The 16911-nt window shown below is 68.3% G+C and carries 10 protein-coding genes; 6 read left to right on the top strand and 4 right to left on the bottom strand.

The features are described from left to right. The first annotated feature begins 115 nt into the window (after positions 1–115). Positions 116–1105: a glycoside hydrolase family 5 protein gene (locus P7A99_RS23015; protein ID WP_277796055.1), complete on the top strand. Its 990-nt coding sequence runs from the start codon at positions 116–118 to the stop codon at positions 1103–1105. Here the strand turns inward: P7A99_RS23015 and P7A99_RS23010 are convergent. After that, positions 1102–2121: a cupin-like domain-containing protein gene (locus P7A99_RS23010; protein WP_277796054.1), complete on the bottom strand. Its 1020-nt coding sequence runs from the start codon at positions 2119–2121 to the stop codon at positions 1102–1104. The two genes, P7A99_RS23015 and P7A99_RS23010, sit on opposite strands and share 4 nt — an antisense overlap. Positions 2122–2444: 323 nt before the next feature. Between P7A99_RS23010 and P7A99_RS23005 the strand changes: the two genes are divergently transcribed. The 5 genes from P7A99_RS23005 to P7A99_RS22985 all read left to right on the top strand — a co-directional run bounded on the left by P7A99_RS23005 (position 2445) and on the right by P7A99_RS22985 (position 12231). Next, a complete protein-coding gene (locus P7A99_RS23005) occupies positions 2445–5813 on the top strand; it encodes a TonB-dependent receptor (RefSeq protein ID WP_277796053.1) in 3369 nt (1122 codons plus the stop codon). Positions 5814–5908: 95 nt separating this feature from the next. Next, entirely contained in the window at positions 5909–7438 is a 1530-nt protein-coding gene (locus P7A99_RS23000) for a tryptophan halogenase family protein (RefSeq protein ID WP_277796052.1), read from the top strand. After that, positions 7435–8943 (top strand): tryptophan 7-halogenase, encoded by a 1509-nt coding sequence (locus P7A99_RS22995; RefSeq protein ID WP_277796051.1) that lies wholly within the window; start codon positions 7435–7437, stop codon positions 8941–8943. The genes P7A99_RS23000 and P7A99_RS22995 overlap by 4 nt, the downstream gene beginning before the upstream one ends. Beyond that, positions 8940–10469 (top strand): tryptophan halogenase family protein, encoded by a 1530-nt coding sequence (locus P7A99_RS22990; protein WP_277796050.1) that lies wholly within the window; start codon positions 8940–8942, stop codon positions 10467–10469. Before P7A99_RS22995 ends, P7A99_RS22990 begins: the two co-directional genes overlap by 4 nt. Before the next feature lie 112 nt (positions 10470–10581). Then, positions 10582–12231 (top strand): DUF5597 domain-containing protein, encoded by a 1650-nt coding sequence (locus P7A99_RS22985; RefSeq protein ID WP_277796049.1) that lies wholly within the window; start codon positions 10582–10584, stop codon positions 12229–12231. A gap of 41 nt (positions 12232–12272) precedes the next feature. Here the strand turns inward: P7A99_RS22985 and P7A99_RS22980 are convergent, their stop codons facing one another. The 3 genes from P7A99_RS22980 to P7A99_RS22970 all read right to left on the bottom strand — a co-directional run bounded on the left by P7A99_RS22980 (position 12273) and on the right by P7A99_RS22970 (position 16871). Continuing rightward, entirely contained in the window at positions 12273–14717 is a 2445-nt protein-coding gene (locus P7A99_RS22980; RefSeq protein ID WP_277796048.1) for a TonB-dependent receptor plug domain-containing protein, read from the bottom strand. Between the two features lie 94 nt (positions 14718–14811). After that, positions 14812–15288, bottom strand: coding sequence for a Rid family hydrolase (locus tag P7A99_RS22975; protein ID WP_277796047.1), 477 nt, complete (start codon positions 15286–15288; stop codon positions 14812–14814). Further along, positions 15285–16871: a flavin monoamine oxidase family protein gene (locus P7A99_RS22970; protein ID WP_277796046.1), complete on the bottom strand. Its 1587-nt coding sequence runs from the start codon at positions 16869–16871 to the stop codon at positions 15285–15287. The genes P7A99_RS22975 and P7A99_RS22970 overlap by 4 nt, the downstream gene beginning before the upstream one ends. Positions 16872–16911 lie beyond the last annotated feature (40 nt).

Here is a 16911-nt window from a genome sequence, read left to right as displayed (position 1 = left end):
CCGGTGTCGACGATCCGACATGGCGCGCCGTTGAATAATGAAAATTGCTTTCTTTTATCCTTGCGCGGCTTGGGCGCCAACGCCAGGGTCGTGGGCCATGGGGTGGGAGCCGTTGATGGAGATAAGCGTCGCGCGGAAGCTGGCTGCGGGGCTGGCTCTGGTCTGTGTTCTTCACGCCGCGCCGGCCTTCGCCGGGTTTTCGGTGCAGGACGGAAAGCTGGTCGACGCCTGCGGAGCAACCTTCGTGGCCAGGGGCGTGAACCTGCCCCATGCCTGGAAGCGCGCCGCCACGGGCCGGTCCATCCGCGAGTCGGCGGCCATGGGCTCCAACACCGTCCGCGTGGTGCTGAGCGACGGGACGCGCTGGCGACGCACCGGGCGGGTCGCCGTACGCCGGATCCTCTCCCAGGCCCGCCGCGCCGGACAGGTCGTGATCCTGGAGGTGCACGACACCACCGGCTACGGCCTGGAGCCGCAAGCGGCGCATATCGGCTCGGCCGTGGCCTACTGGGCGCGGCTGGCGCCGGTGCTGCGGGGCCACGAGAACTTCGTGCTGATCAATATCGGCAACGAACCGACGGCGGGTGTCACGACGCCGACGCAATGGCTGGAAGCCCATCGAACTGCGGTCGTCGCCCTGCGCGCGCTTGGCCTGCGCCACACTTTGGTGATCGACGCCCACGACTATGGCCAGGACCGGTCCGGAACCATGCGCGACAACGCCGCCGGCCTCTTCGCCGCCGATCCGCTGCGCAACCTGGTCTTCGACGTCCACATGTACGAGGCCTATGGCGAAGCGCGGACCGTCGAGGCCTATCTCAAGGCCTTCGAGGCGGCCCGCCTGCCGCTGATCATCGGCGAGTTCGGGCCCGACCATCGGGGCGAGCCGGTCGACGAAGAGGCGATTTTCCGGCTCTCCGGCGCGATGGGCGTCGGCTATCTGGGCTGGTCATGGTCGGGCAACGCGCCCGAGGTGGCCGATCTCGACCTTGTCGAGCGGTTCGATGGCCGCCGGCTGACGCCTTGGGGGCGGCGGTTCTTCGACGGGCCCGGCGGCGTGCGCCAGACCAGTCGCCGTTCGCGGGTCTTTTCCGGCTGCCGCTAGCTGCGCTTGGCGGCGGCGGACTCGGCCAGCACCCGCGAGAGGATGGTCAGCAGCTCCCTGGCCGCGCCTTCGTCGAGGTCGCCGAGGATGCCGCGCGCCTGTTGAGGTAGATGCTCGTTGGCGTCGCCCTCGGTGCGGAAGACATAGTGGTCGAACATCGCCTTCCAGGCCTGGCGGTGGGCCGGCGGCAGGGCGCGCAGGGTCAGCATGGCGTGCATGAAGGCGTCGCGGGCCAGGCCCCGCCCCTGGTTGGGCGGCGTCCACCAGTAGTTCACCAGCATGTTCACGGTCTCCAGCGAACGCACGTGATGCCACCAGAGGTACGGGATGTAGATCGCGTCGCCGGGCTCCAGCTCGACCGTCTGGGCGGTCTCCAGCGCCTGGGCGAACCGGGGGAAACGGTCGAGATCGGGGTCCTCGAACGAGACCAGGCTGATGGTCGCCCCGGCCGGGGTGCGTTCGAACGGACCCATGTAGAGGTTCTCGACCTGGGCGGGCGGGAACAGGGTGAAGCGGCGTCGGCCGGCCACCACGCAGGCGATGTTCTCGAACGGATCGTGGTGGGCGGCGACGATCACGCGGTTGCCCACCCAGACCCGCGGTTCGACCTCGGGGCCGAGCAGGGGCAGGGGATTGGCCTCGGCGAAGCCGGGCAGGGCGTTCCAGGTCGGAACCGATTGGGCCGCCAGGGCGGTCTGCTCGGCGTCGCCGGCGTGTTCGGCGAGGAAATCGAAGGTCTTCCTCAGCCGGGCCCGGCCGCCCTTGAAGTTCATGCCCGCGAGATCATGGTCGTAGAAGAACCGCCCGCCGGCCTCGGCCGGCGCGAACACGGTAGAGACCGAGTGTCCGGCGTCGAACCGTGAGACGTAGTCGAACAGCGCCGCATGACCGGCGCGGCCGGCCGAAACCACGGGCCAGTGGGAAACGAGGCCTCGGATCACCACCGGCTCGGCGGCGGCCGTCAAGGCGCTCAGCGCCTCCGGCGACGCCGCCGTGGATTCGCGGATTTCCTTCAATTGCAGCCCTCCCATCGAAGGTCGTCACCCTTCGAACGGGGCGTACAGGAGGGCGATTGTGTCCGCCACGCAACAGCGGTTGGCAAGGCTCCAAGATTAAACAAAATAATTTTATAAAATGCTGGCGTACCGGCGTTTGCTACGGTTATGAAACAACAAGCGCCCGCGTCGAGACGGGTGCGACGGGAGGAAGCGCGACGCCAGGAACTGCCTGGCCAAGGCTTCCCGTACAATCGGCGGCACGACCGCTCATCTCCGGAGCGCCTGTTCCGGACACTTGAAGGGGCTGCGCCAACGCGCGCGGCCTTGGGAGGGGACGACCTATGAAGACCACGCGTATCCGCATGGCTGGATGGATGGGCTGCGCATCGGTCGCGGCCTTGTTGAGCGCGGCGCCGGCCTTGGCCCAGGAGGCGATGTCGACGGCGCCGGCCGCTTCGCAGGCATCGCCGTCGGATGTGATCGCCGACAACGAGGTCGAGACGGTGATCGTCACCGGTCAGCGCGCGGCGCTGAAATCGGCCCAGCAGATCAAGCGCAGCGCCGACACCATCGTCGATTCCATCACCGCCAGCGACATCGGCTCGTTCCCCGACAAGTCGGTCGCCGAGGCGCTGCAGCGCGTGCCGGGCATCACGGTCAACCGCTACGCCTCGACCAGCGACACCACCCACTTCTCGGCCGAACCGTCGGGCGTGATCGTGCGGGGCCTTTCGCAGGTCCGCTCGGAATTCAACGGCCGCGACACCTTCAGCGCCAACTCCTCGCGTGGCCTGTCGTGGGGCGACATCTCGCCCGAACTGATGGGCGGGGTCGACACCTATAAGAACCAGACCGCCGAACTGATCGAAGGCGGCATCGCCGGCACGGTCGACCTGAAGACCCGTCTGCCGTTCGACAGCGCTGGCAGGGTGATCGGCATCACCACCTCGCTGAACTACGGCAACCTGTCGGAACAGGTTACGCCCGAGATCTCGGCCATCTACGCCAATCGCTGGGACACGGAGATCGGCGAGTTCGGCCTGATGGTGAACGGCGCCCATTCGGAGCTGAACACCATCTCGGAAAGCTCACAGTTCGGCCGCATGGGCATCTTCAAGGACGTCACGATGTTCGGTGGCGGGACGAAGTACATTCCCGCCTGGTATCGCCTGGCCCACACCGAGTTCGACCGCACCCGCAACGGCGTCGCCGCCGCCGGCCAGTGGCGCGACAACGACCAGAAGTTCCTGGCCACGGTGCAGTTCAACAAGTCGAGCTACGAGAACGTCTGGCACGAGCGCTCGGTGCAGGGCAGCGCCTTCAGCCTCTACAACCGCGGTCCGCACTTCGAGGTCACCAACGCGGACGCGAGCACCTATGTGCTGCCGGCGCCGGGCACGACCTTCAAGTTCGACGACGAGGGCAATTTCGAAAGCGGGATCATGACCTCGCCCTTGGGCTGGGTCGGCAACACCACCTCGGCCAGCAACGACTGGGCGGGCTATCTGATCGGTCAGACCTCGACTGGCCAGCCGGTCATCGAGCCCTGCTATGGCTGGACCGGCCGGACCGACTGCGCGCCCGAGCAGCGCGGCGGCGAACTGTCGGCGACCACGCGCTACAACTACAACAAGCAGACCACCCAGGATCTGGCCTTCAATCTGAAGTGGGATCCGACCGATCGCCTGCGCGTCAACTTCGACGTCCAGAAGGTGAAGGCCAAGCTGTCGAACTACGACGCCGACGTCGGCCTGGTGTCCTACGCCAACCTCAATATCGACGCGACGGGCGACCATCCGGTCATGACGGTGCTTCCGGGCACCAACATCAACTATGCCCCGGGCGGCCTGGCCAACCCGAACGCCTGGCGCTTCAACAACGTCAACAACCACCTCGAGCGCAGCGAGGGCGACCAGTTCGCCGCGCGGATCGACGTGCAGTACGACCTGGGCGACGGCTGGCTGGACTCGCTGAAGGTGGGCGCGCGCCATGCCGATCGCGAGCAGACGGTGCGCTGGAGCGTCTATAACTGGGGCGGCATCGCCAACGCCTGGGGCTGCGACCAGGGCGGCGGCGGCGTCAACAGCACCGACTACCTCTGGTACAATGTCGACCGCACCGCGCCGGCCGCCAACGTCAACGGCGACTGCTCGACCGGCACCGCGACCACCACCTTCAGCGGCTGGGACCGCAATCTGCCGGACGTCCGGGCGTTCAACGATGTCTTCGGCGGCGATGTGCTGAAGACCGGCATGCTGACCTTCGCCAGCATGGACTTCGTCAAGGACCTGGAGAAATTCCAGAAGGCCTTCGGCTACTCCAACACCGGCGTGGGTTCGTCGCGCTGGGAGGCCGTCTGCTATCGCCCCGGCGAGACCAACTGCTTCCTGCCGCAGGAAATCGCCGACATCTCCGAAAAGACCAACGCGGCCTACTTCATGCTGAAATTCGGAGGCCGGGATCACACGATCGGCGGCTTCGGGATCAGCGGCAACATCGGCCTGCGTTATGTCGAGACCACCAATGAGAGCGCCGGCTCGCTGATCCACGCCGACTTCCTGAAGACCGCGCCGCGCTCGTGCCAGCCGCGTGGACGGCCGCTCGGCCCCGACGGCCTGCCCGTCACCGGGGCCTATGTGCCCCAGACCCTGTGGTGCTACCTGTCGGCCGACGACAAGGCCTTCACGGACGGCCTGGCCACGGCGAGCGTGGTGCGCCAGAAGCACCACAACGTCCTGCCCAGCTTCAACCTGCGCATCGACCTCAATGACGAATGGCAGCTGCGCTTTGCTGCGTCGCGGGCCATGTCGCGCCCCGACATCGGCTACCTGAAGAACTATGTTCAGGTGAACATGGGCGCGCCCGACCTGAACAACGTCAATGACCCGCTGTGGATCAAGGACAGCGCGGGCAACATCACCGGCGCCAACATCCGCTACACGGCGGAGTCCTATAATCCGTACCTGAAGCCGATGACGGCCGACCAGTTCGACATCAGCCTCGAGCACTACTTCGCCGATGTCGGGTCGTTCTCGCTGGCGGTCTTCTACAAGAAGTTCAACGACTACATTCAGTACGGCGGCTTCAATCAGGACGTCACGGTCAACGGCGTCACGCGCACCGTCCTGACCCGTGGTCCGGTCAATGGCGACGGCGCCAAGATCCGCGGGGCCGAGGTCGCCTACCAGCGCTACTTCGACTTCCTGCCCGCGCCGTTCGACGGCCTCGGGATCCAGGCCAACTTCACCTATGTCGAGAACAAGGGCATCACCAACAGCAACCTGAGCAACGCCTCGGGCGGCGGCGGCTCCAACACCAGCGGCGGCGGCCTCAGCCAGGCCGACGGGGCGGTGCAGGTCGACTCGCTCGAAGGGCTTTCGAAGTACGCCTACAACCTCGTGGGCATGTACGAGAAAGGCCGCTGGGCCATGCGGGCGGCCTACAACTGGCGTTCGAAGTACCTGCTGACCGCCATGGACTGCTGCCTGGCCTTCCCGATCTGGCAGGACGACGCCGGTTATCTGGACGCCTCGATCCGCTACCGGGCCAGCGACAACCTGGAGATCAGCCTGCAGGGCAGCAACCTGCTGAACACCGAGTCCGTGCTCAAGCAGCAGGTCACTGATGCTTCCGCCGGCGGCCTCCTGAAGGACAACGCCTGGAACCGCACCGACAAGCGTTACCTGTTGACGTTCCGGTTCAAGTACTGATCGATCTGGAGAAGGGGCGGGCCGTCGGTCCGCCCCTTCGTCACAAGAAGACGGGCCCGGCTGAGCGGAGCCCGGAAACGGGTGGAAACGGCGGCATGGAAACAAGCGCGCCCCTGGATATCGTCATCGTCGGCGGCGGTACGGCCGGCTGGATGGTCGGTACGGCGCTGGTCAGCGGCCTGCGTCCGCATCAGGCGCGGGTGCGGCTGGTGGAGTCCGACGAGATCGCCACGGTCGGCGTCGGCGAGGCCACGATCCCCGCCATGCGCGACTACAACCGCTTCGTCGGCATCGACGAGGTCGAGATGATGCGCGAGACGAACGGCACGTTCAAACTCGGCATCGAGTTCCTCGATTGGGGCTTCAAGGGCTCGTCCTACCACCATCCGTTCGGGGTGCACGGCGCGGCCATCGGCGGCGCGGGCTTTCACCACCACTGGAACAGGGCCCGGCTGGCTGGGCACGATCTCGACATCGAGCAGTTCTCCTACGCCATCGCCGCGGCGCGGGACGACCGCTTCGAGTTTCCCAATCCCGATCCCGACAAGATCGATTCCACCTACAGCTACGCCTATCACTTCGACGCCAGCCTCTATGCGAAGTACCTGCGCAAGGTTGCCGAGGGCAGGGGCCTGAAGCGCACAGAGGGCAAGGTCGTCGAGGTCACGCGCGATCCGCTGTCGGGCGACGTGGCCTCGATTTCCCTGGCTTCGGGCGAGGTGATCAGGGGCGACTTCTTCGTCGACTGCACGGGCTTTCGCGGCCTGCTGATCGGCCAGACCCTGGACAGCCCGTTCGAGGAGTGGACCGACTGGCTGCCCTGCGACCGAGCCTGGGCCGTGCCCTGCGCCCGCGCCGGCCGCTTCACGCCCTTCACCCGCTCGACCGCCCGCGAGGCCGGCTGGCAGTGGCGCATCCCGCTGCAGCACCGCACCGGCAACGGTTACGTCTATTCCAGCCGCTACATCAGCGACGACGAGGCCGCCGCCACCCTGATGGCCAATCTCGACGGCGAAGCCCTGGCCGAGCCGCGTCAGATCCGCTTCAAGGCTGGCCGCCGCACCGCTTCCTGGACGCGCAACGTCATGGCCGCGGGCCTGGCCAGCGGCTTCCTGGAGCCGCTGGAGTCGACCAGCATCTACCTGATCCAGATCGCGGTCATGAACCTGCTCAAGCTGTTCCCCGGCAAGCGGGTCGAGCCGGCTCTGGTCGAAGAATTCAATCGCCGGGTCGACATGGAATACGACCGCGTGCGCGACTTCCTGATCCTGCACTACCACGCCAATACCCGCACCGACGGCGAGCTCTGGAAGCACTGCCGCGAGATGGAGATCCCCGAGAGCCTCGCGCACAAGCTGGAGCTGTTCCGCCATCGCGGCGTGGCGCCCAACTATCACGACGGCCTGTTCGCGCTGCCCAGCTGGATCTCGGTGCTGCTGGGGCAGGGCGTTCTGCCGGGCGGCTACGACCGGATGGTCGACAACGTGCCGCTGCCGCAGGCTCTGGCCGAGATGGAGCGCCAGCGGGCGGCGATCGCCAGGCGGGTTCCGGCCATGCCGACCCACGCCGACTTCGTCGCCAGCCATTGCGCCATTCCTCGTCCGCTCGCGGAGGTGGTGGCATGAGCCGGACCGTGCAAACCGTCGTGGTGGTCGGCGCCGGCGCGCCGCTGTGGTTGACGGCCCTGGCCCTGCGGAAGGCCTTCGGGGCCGGGGGGCTCGTGGTGCGAGCCGTCGAGACCGCGCCGCCGACGCCGGGCCTGTCCCACGCGGGCCTGCCGGCCGTCGGCAACCTGCATCAACTGCTCGGCCTGTCGGACGTCGAGCTGGCGCGCCGTTGCGGCGCCGTTCCGTCCCTGGGCCAGCGGTTCGCCGGCTTTGCGGGCGATGGCTCGGCCTTCCTGCACCCCTACGACACCCACGGCCATTCGGTGGACTATGTCGACTTCGTCCACCACTGGGTGCTGGCGCGCCGGCGTGGTCTGAAGACCGCCCTGGAGGATTTCTCGCTGGGGGCGGCCGCCGCCAAGCAGGGACGGATCGTCGAGGGCGATGACCCCGGCCGGCTGTCCTCGCCCGGCGTCGGCCTGCATGTCGACGCCGTGGCCTACGCCGCGCTGCTGCGGCAGCGGGCTCTGGTGGACGGCGTCAGTGTCGAGCAGGGCGCGGTGGCCGATGTCGGGCGTTCGGGCGAACGGATCGAGGCCGTGATCGTTGAAGGCGGCGCGGTGGTGGCCGGCGACCTGTTCGTCGATGTCGGCGACGGCGCGCTGATCGGCCAGATGCCCGGCGCGCGTTTCGAGCCTTGGGACGCCTGGCTGCCGTTCGACCGGGTGCTGCCTATGGCCGGGAAGCGCCTGAACACCTTGCCGGCCTACGCCCATATCGAGGCCGTCGAGGGCGGCTGGGTGGGGCTCTATCCGTTGCAGGACCGTACGGCGGGCCTGGCGGTCTACGACTCCAAGGTCGCCGACGGGCAAGGCATGGTCCGCCGGGCGGAGAGCATTTCGCCCCTGGGCTGGCGGTCGGGCGAGGCGCTGGTCCTGAAGCCGGGCATGCAGACGCAGCCCTGGATCGGCAACTGCGTGGCGCTGGGCGCCGCGGCGATCGCGCTGGACCCCTCCGACGCCGCGCCCATGCATGCCTTGCAGGCCGGGCTGTCTCATCTGGTGACGCTGTTCCCGGCCGATGTCGGCGGCGGTCCGGAGGCTCGAACCTTTGGCGCGGCCATGGCGGCGCACGGCCGCAGCCTGCGCGACTTCCAGGCCATGCACTATCATCTGAACCGCCGCAGCGGCGCGCCGTGGGAAGCCGCCCGACGCGCCGCGCCGCCGGCCGACCTAGCCTACAAGCTGCAACTGTTCGGCGCCCGCGGCGTCGTACCGACCCGCGAGGACGAGGCCTTCCAGCCCGCCAACTGGGCGGCCTGCCTGATCGGTCACGGCGTTATTCCGCAGGCCCACGATCCCCTGGCCGAGGGCGTCAGCGAGGGCGAGCAGATCCAGATTTTCCAGAAGATCCTGGGCCGTATCGCCGCCGATGTCGGGCGGATGCGTCCGCTGGAGGCCAGACTGGCGGCGATGACCCAGCGGCCCGCCGCGCAGGCTCCCGCGCCCCTGCGGTTCACGTGAGCGAGGCTATCCGCAACGTCGTCGTCGTCGGGGGCGGCACGGCCGGCTGGATGACCGCCGCGGCGCTGGCCCAGACGGTCGGGACGCACCGCTACTCGATCACCCTCGTAGAGTCAGAGCAGATCGGAACCGTGGGGGTGGGCGAGGCGACCATCCCGATGATCCTGCTGTTCAACAAGGTGCTGGGGCTGGATGAGGACGTCTTCATCCGCGAGACCAACGCCACCTTCAAGCTGGGTATCGAGTTCGTCGACTGGCGGCGGCTGGGGCACAGCTACTTCCACCCGTTCGGCCTTTACGGCGCGGACATGGACGGGGTGGGCTTCCAGCACTTCTGGCTGCGCTGGGCGCGCGAGAGCGGCGACCGCAACCACGACGGCTTCAACGCCGAGACCCTGGCGGCGGCGACCGGGCGGTTCATGCGCACGCCGCCGGCCCCGAACCTGCCCAAGATCAATTACGCCTTCCAGTTCGACGCAGCGCTCTATGCGGCCTTCCTGCGCCGCTATGCCGAGGCTCGGGGCGTGGTCCGTATCGAGGGCAAGATCGCCGGCGTCGAGCGGGACGGCGAAAGCGGTCATGTCGCGCGGCTGGTGCTGGACGACGGCAGGACGATCGGCGGCGACTTCTTCGTCGACTGCTCGGGCTTCCGCGGTCTGCTCATCGAGGAGACGATGGGCGCGGGCTATGACGACTGGAGCCGCTGGCTGCCCTGCAACCGCGCCGCCGCCATGCCCTGCGAACGGGCCGGCCAGCTGACCCCCTATACGCGGGCCACGGCGCGCGAGGCCGGCTGGCAATGGCGGATCCCGCTGCAGCATCGCAGCGGCAACGGCTATGTGTTCTGCGACGCCTTCATCAGCGAGGACGAGGCCGTGCGCAGGCTCGGCGAGCGGCTGGACGGCGCGGCCCTGGCCGACGCGAAGGTCCTGAAGTTCACCGCCGGTCGCCGCCGCAAGAGCTGGATCGGCAATGTCCTAGCCATCGGCCTGTCGAGCGGCTTCCTGGAACCGTTGGAGTCGACCAGCATCCACCTGATCCAGGCCGCCATAGCCAAGCTGCTGACGCTGTTTCCGAAGACGGGCTTCGATCCCGTCGTGGTCGACAAGTTCAATCGCGAGATGGCGCTGGAGTACGAGCAGGTCCGCGACTTCATCATCGCCCACTACAAGGTCGGCGAGCGCGACGACACGCCGTTCTGGCGCTGGTGCCGCGACATGGTCCCGCCCGACAGCCTGGCCCAGCGGCTGGAGGTGTTCCGCACGCGCGGCGAGGTGCTGATCGACCAGAAGGAGCTCTTCAAGGAGACCAACTGGTTCGCCATATTGCTGGGGCAGGGACTCGTGCCCGGCGATTACCACGCCGTCGCCGACGCCATCTCGTCCGAGGAGCTGCGTTCGCGCCTGGGCCGCATCCGGGCCGCGATCAACGAGCGGGTGGCCGGGATGCCGCCGCACGACCTCTATCTCGAAAGGACCGGCCTTCTGGGCGCCGCCGCCCGCGCGGCCAGAAGCGTGTCGGCCTGATTGGTCCGACCATTTGTCGAATTGGTATGACTTCCAGTTTGACAAATAGCCCCCGATCCCGCGAATGCTAGCGGTAACAAGCGCGCAAGCGTGGGGTTCGGGAGGTTTGGGGATGAGAGCTTTCGGCGCCTGGCTCGGTGCGAGCGTCGCGATTGCGGCCCTGCTCACGGCAAACGTGGCGACCGCGGAAATCCCGCGTCTCGAAAAGCACGGAACCTCTGCCCGGCTGGTCGTCGACGGCAAGCCGATGCTGATCCTGGGCGGGGAGCTGGGCAATTCCAGCGCTTCCAGCCGCGCCTACATGGCGAGACACTGGCCGCGCCTGAAGGCGATGAACCTCAACACCGTGCTGGCGCCGGTCTCTTGGGAACTGATCGAGCCCAAGGAGGGCGTCTACGACTTCTCCAGCGTCGACGACCTGCTGGCGGACGCCCGGGCCCAGGACATGAAGCTCGTCCTGCTGTGGTTCGGGGCCTGGAAGAACAGCATGTCGACCTACGTCCCGGCCTGGGTGAAGCGCGACCAGGGGCGGTTCCCGCGCGTGAGGGCGCAGGACGGCTCGACGGTCGAGATCCTGTCGGCGTTCTCCGACAACACCCGCGCCGCCGACGCCAGGGCCTATGCCGCGCTGTTGGCCCACCTGAAGAAGGTCGACGGCGAGCGCAACACCGTCCTGATGGTTCAGGTCGAGAACGAGATCGGCATGCTGCCGTCGGCCCGCGAGCATGGCGCCACCGCCGATGCGGCCTATGGCGGCCAGGTTCCGCCGGCCCTGATCAGGAAGCTGAAGACAGGCGGAGAGGCGATTGAGCCCGAGCTGCGCGAGCTCTGGAAGCGCAACGGAAGCAAGGACAGCGGAACCTGGGCCGCCGTGTTCGGCGCCGACGAGGCCGGGCAGGAGGTGTTCACCGCCTGGTCCTACGCTCGCTACACCGAGGCCGTCACCGTCGCCGGCAAGGCGGCCTATTCGTTGCCGATGTACGTCAACGCCGCCCTGAACCGCACGGGCAAGAAGCCCGGGGAGTATCCCAGCGGCGGCCCGCTGCCGCACCTGCTCGATGTCTGGAAGGCGGGCGCGCCGAGCCTGGATCTGCTGTCGCCCGACATCTACTTCCCGAACTTCAGCGATCTCGCCGCGCGGTTCGTGCGGCCCGACAACGCGCTGTTCGTGCCCGAGGCCAACAACGCCAGCGCGCCCGAGACCTCGGCCAACGCCTTCTACGCCTTCGGCAAGCTGGACGCCCTGGGCTTCTCGCCCTTCGCCATCGAGAGCGTCAACGCCGAAGAGCACAAGGCGATCGCCGACGCTTACGATGTCCTGCGCCAACTGACGCCCGTGCTGCTGGCCGCCCAGGGCAAGGGGAAGATGGCCGGCTTCAAGCCCAGGGTGCTCGAGGACGGGACCGTGCAGGACGCACCGGTCAGCCAGGTGATGGGCGACTATCGCTTCGAGGTCGGGTTCATCGATCCCTGGACCCCGAAGGCCGTGCAGAAGTCCGCCACCCATGGCGGGTTGATCGTCCAGACGGGGCCCGAGGAGTACCTGATCGCCGGACGTGGGATCGTCGTGACCTTCGCCGGCGCCGGCAAGGGACCGCCGCTGGCCGGCATCGACAAGGCCGAGGAGGGCGTGTTCGACGCCCAGGGACGCTGGGTCGCCGGCCGCCTGCTCAATGGCGACCAGACCCATCAGGGCCGGCACATCCGCCTGTCGCCCGATCAGTTCCAGATCCAGCGGGTGAAGTTCTACCGCTATCGCTGATCCGGACGGGACCTCCGGATCGCTCCAGAGGTCCCGCGCCGTCAGAAGCTGTAGGTCACGCGGGCGTAGTAATAGCCGCCGTTGATCCCGAACGGCGAGAAGCTGGGATAGAGCGCCACGCCCGGATTTCCGGCGGCGATCGAGGCGGCCGTGCCCGCCGGGTTCAGGTTCTCTGGATAGATGTCGAACAGGTTGTTGGCCCCGATCGAGGCTTTCACCGCGTCGGTGACCGCGTAGGTCAGCTCCAGGTCGGTGATCAGGTGCGACTTGATGCGGTCCTTGAAGTAGGTCCCGTTGACGTTGGTGTAGGCCCAAGCGGGGCCATAGAGCGTGTTGGTCAGGCTGACCGTCCAGCGGTCCTTGACGTAGAGCCCCGTCAGGTTGGCCTTGTAGCGCGGCGAGGCGTGTTCGAGGAACGCGATCGCCGCCCGGTCGTAGAGCACCGCGCTGCCCAGGCCCGAGGGCGGGGCGGCGATGCGGGTCACCTTGGTCTGGTTGACATTGACGCCCAGGGTCCAGTCGATCTTCCCCAGGTCGCCGAGATCGGTCCAGGTGGTGGCCAGGATCTCGACGCCGCGCGTGCGGGTGTCCAGGCCATTGGAGAACAGGTTGATGCCCGTTGTTCCCACGGTGGGGTCGAGCACGTTGCCGTTGGCCGTGATGGCGTTGGTGATGGCCGCATTGACCACTGCGCCGCCGATCTTGCCGTACAGCGCGCCGCTGCCGACGATGCGGTCCTCGATCTTGATCTGGTAGGCGTCGATGGTCAGCGAGACGCGGGGCAGCGGCTCGGCGACGATGCCGAAGCTGAGGTTGGTTGATTTCTCGGGATCCAGCCCGTCCAGGCCCAGCAGTCTGGCCCCGGCCGAGCCCGGCGGCAGCTGCACGAAGGCGGTGGTCGGCGAGACGTTGGTGGCCGAGTAGTGGAGCTCTGCCAGGGTGGGCGCGCGGAAGCCGCTGCTGACCGTGCCGCGCACAGCGAACGCCGGGGTGAAGTCGTAGCGGCCGGTCAGCTTGGCGATGTCGGCCGAGCCGAAGTCGCTGAAGTCCTCGTGGCGGACGGCGAAATCGAGCTTCAGGTTCTCGATCGGCGAGGCGGCCAGATCGGCATAGACCGCCCAGCTGTCGCGCTTGTGCTTGCCGGCGTCGGTGAGGGCGAAGCCCGGATAGGACTGCGAGCCGGACTTGTAGCGCGCGGCCGCGTCGCCGGCTCCGATCCGGTAGGTCTCGCTGCGCTGCTCGGCGCCTAGGGCCAGCGTGAGCGGCGAGGCCCAGCCGACCTCGAACTCGCGGCTGAGGTCCAGATTGTTGGTCCACTGGGTGGCGACGAAGTCGCCGGCGTGGAACTCGGTCGGGGTGGCGCCGGTGTCGGCATAGAGCTGCAGGTTGGCCGATTTGCGCACCCGCACCTCATGGTCGTCGCGGCCGTAGGTGCTGGAAAGGTCGTAGCGCCAGCCGCCCAAGGCCTGGCCCTTGATCCCGCCGGTCAGGGCGTAGTCGGTCTCCAGCGTCTCCAGCATCGGGCTGAAGCCCTTGGGGTAGATCGCCGGCAGGCGGTTGGGCAGGCGATAGTTCTCGTAGGCCGTGGCCTTCTTCACGCCGTAGGTTCCGAAGCCGTAGGCCTCGAGCTGGTCGCTGGCCTTCCAGCCGGCCGAGACCGTGCCGGCGGTGATCTGATAGCGGGCGTCGCCGGCGATGCGGTTCACGTACGGATAGCCGGGCAGGGCCGACGGCCAGCCCGGATTGGCCGCGACTGCCGAGGTCGAGATCACCCGCGCGTCCGGCGCGCCCCGGAAGCTGAAGTCGTGGAAGCGGTTTTCCAGCGTGACGTTGACGTAAGCGCCGGGCGCCGGCGCGAAGCCGGCATTGGCCGACAGGCTGTAGGTCTCGCCGTCGCTTTCGTAATAGGCGCCGCCGGTCGCCGAGGCGCTGCCGCCGTGGTCGTCGTCCTTGAGGATGATGTTGATGACGCCGGCGATGGCGTCGGTGCCGTACTGGGCGGCCGCGCCGTCGGTCAGCACCTCGATACGGGCGATCGAAGCGGTCGGGATGAAGTTGAGGTCGGCCGCGGCCGAGCCCTGGTAGGCGCCGGCTAGCACGGCGAGGTTGGCGGTGCCGTGGCGGCGCTTGCCGTTGATCAGCACCAGGGTCTGGTTGGCGCTCACTCCTCGCAGACGGGCCGAAAGGGTGAGGTTGGCCGCGTCGCCGCCGAAGGCCTGGGCCGTAAATGACGGCACGAGGTTGCTGATGGCGAGGCGCAGGTCGGACTGGCCGGTGCGGGCCAGGGCCTCGTCGCCGATCACCTGCACGGGCGCGGCGCTGTCGACGGCGCGGACGCCGCTCTGGCGGGTGCCGGTGACGATCACCGCCTCGACCGAGGCGACGTCCGGCGCGGCCGGTTCCGGCGCCGGATCGGCGAGCGCTGAGCCGCCCCACAGGGCCGTCGTCAAGGCGAGCGCCGACGCGCCCAGAATTTGGGTTTTCATCCTATCCCCCGATGAAAGCTTCAGATTGTTGGGATGCGCGATCGGCCGGGGAAGCGGCCCCGTCGCGCGGCGGGTTCGGTGGTCGCGCGGCCCGTCAGCGGGTCTTGGCGGCGACGAATTCGATCTCGACCAGGGCGCCGGGCAGAACCAGGCCCGCCACCTTCACCGTGCTGCGCGCCGGCTTGTTGGGCTGGGCGGCCGTGCCGAAGGCTTCGGCCCAGGCCTTGTTCAGGCCCCCAAAATCGATCTCGCCGCCCTTGGCCGGATCACCGACCAGGAACACGGTGGCCTTGACCACGTCGCCATGGCCCAGACCCTCGGCCTTCAGCGCCGCCTCCAGCTTGGACAGCACCGAGCGGGTCTGCTCCTCGGTCGTGCCGGGCTTGGCCTTGTCGGCGATGGTCGGCAACGCGCCGCTGAGGAAGACGAGCTCGGCTCCCGGCGGCACGGCGACCGACGGGGTGATGGCGATCGCGCCCGACGACGGCGCGCGGCGGATTTCGGCCGCGTTTGCCGAGCCCGCCGCGAAGGCGGCGGTCAGAACAAGGGCGAAGGCGAGCTTGCGGATCATGGACGGGTCTCCGTTCGGGAAAGGGTGAGGCGGTCGGCGCGGACGCGCTGGGCGATCAGGCCGACCGTGCGGCGGGCTGCGGCGACGCCGCCCTCCTGCCAGCTGGGCAGTTGCGAGAGGTGGGCGCCGGACAGGAAGATCCGGCCCTGGGGCTGGTTCAGCAGGCGGTAGGCGGCCGGGTCGTTGCCGTCGCCCTCCCAGTGGATCCACGGGCCGAGATTGAAGGCCTGGCGGTTCCAGTCGATCACCAACGGCGCTGACAACTCGCGACCCTTGCCGGGGTGCAGCTTGTCGATCGCAGAGCGTGTGAGGGCGACCTGGTCGTCGAAGCTGCGCGCCTGGAAGGTCCGCGCCGCCGCGCCGACCGTATAGGCGCCGACCAGCAGGCCGCGCGGCTGGTGGAAGCCGCCGCTCGGGTACCACACCAGGGTCGTCTCGCCGCCGACGAACGACAGGCCGCCGTAGATCTGGTCGGCCTCCCAGAAGCGTGGCGCGTCGAAGGCCAGCTTGCTGGCGTTGTCATAGCGGGCGCCGGCGATGGCGGTCTGGACCTCGCCCGGCAGGTCGTTGGCGACCTTGGCCAGGATCGGCAGGGGCACGGTGACGACGAGGTAGTCGGCGGTCAGCTTGCGAGCGGCGCCGCTCTTGCGGTCGCGGATGGCGACCTCGGCCGTCTGCTGGTTCTGGCGGAAGGCCGTGACCTCGGTGTCGAGCAGCACGGCTCCCTTCAGCGCCTTGGTCAAGGCCTTGGGGATGGCGTCCATGCCGCCAGTCGGCTCCAGCATGGTGGCCTGCATGAGGATGTTCTCCTCGAACAGGGCGTAGGGCAGGGTCTCGTCGGACAGCAGTTCTCGCAGGGCCAGCGGCGGCCGCGCCACGCCCTTCTGATCGGCCGCGCCGGGCGCGGTGACATAGCCCGACCGCTCCGAACCCTTGTAGGCGCCGCCGGCGTCGAGGTCGCCATAGGTCTTGAGGAAGGCCAGCAGCCGCTCCCTGTCGGAGGCGCTCAGTTCCTGGTCCAGGCCGCCGCCGCGCGTGGCCTTGGCAAGCAGTTCCGACAGGCCGCCGCGCAGGTCGTTGATCGCCTGGCGCTGCTGGATAGGCCTGCCGCCGAACGCTGCGTCGGACTGCAGCAGGCTGCTGCGGCTGGAATTGACCTCGACCTCTAGCGGCACGCCCAGCGCCTTGGCGTAGGACAGGACGCCCTGGTGGTGGCTGGGCAGGCGGGCGGGGCCGGCATTGAAATAGAGGCCGGGCGAGAAGCCGGCGGTCTGGCTGGGGCGGTCCAGCGTCTCCACGCGGTCGCCGCCGCGGATGGTCCAATTGCGGCCGCCCACCCGGTTTCGGGCCTCGACGACCGTGACGGAGAAGCCGGCGCGCTCCAGTTCGTAGGCGGCGACCAGGCCCGCGATCCCGGCGCCCAGCACGATCGCCGAGCGTCCTCTGCCAAAGTCGCGCGGCAGGTCGGGCGCTTCCTGGGCGAAGGCGGTGGATGTCAGGCCCAGTCCCTGGAGGGCTGTATAGCCTGCGGCGAAGCCTCCGAGGGCGAAGGCGCGGGTGATGAACGAGCGACGGCTGACCAAGACTTAAGAACGCCCCATACCAAGGACCTCCCCAAGAAGC

It is taken from the genome of Caulobacter endophyticus (assembly GCF_029543245.1).
GTDB lineage: Bacteria > Pseudomonadota > Alphaproteobacteria > Caulobacterales > Caulobacteraceae > Caulobacter > Caulobacter endophyticus_A.
This window is presented reverse-complemented; position numbering and strand designations above follow the sequence as displayed.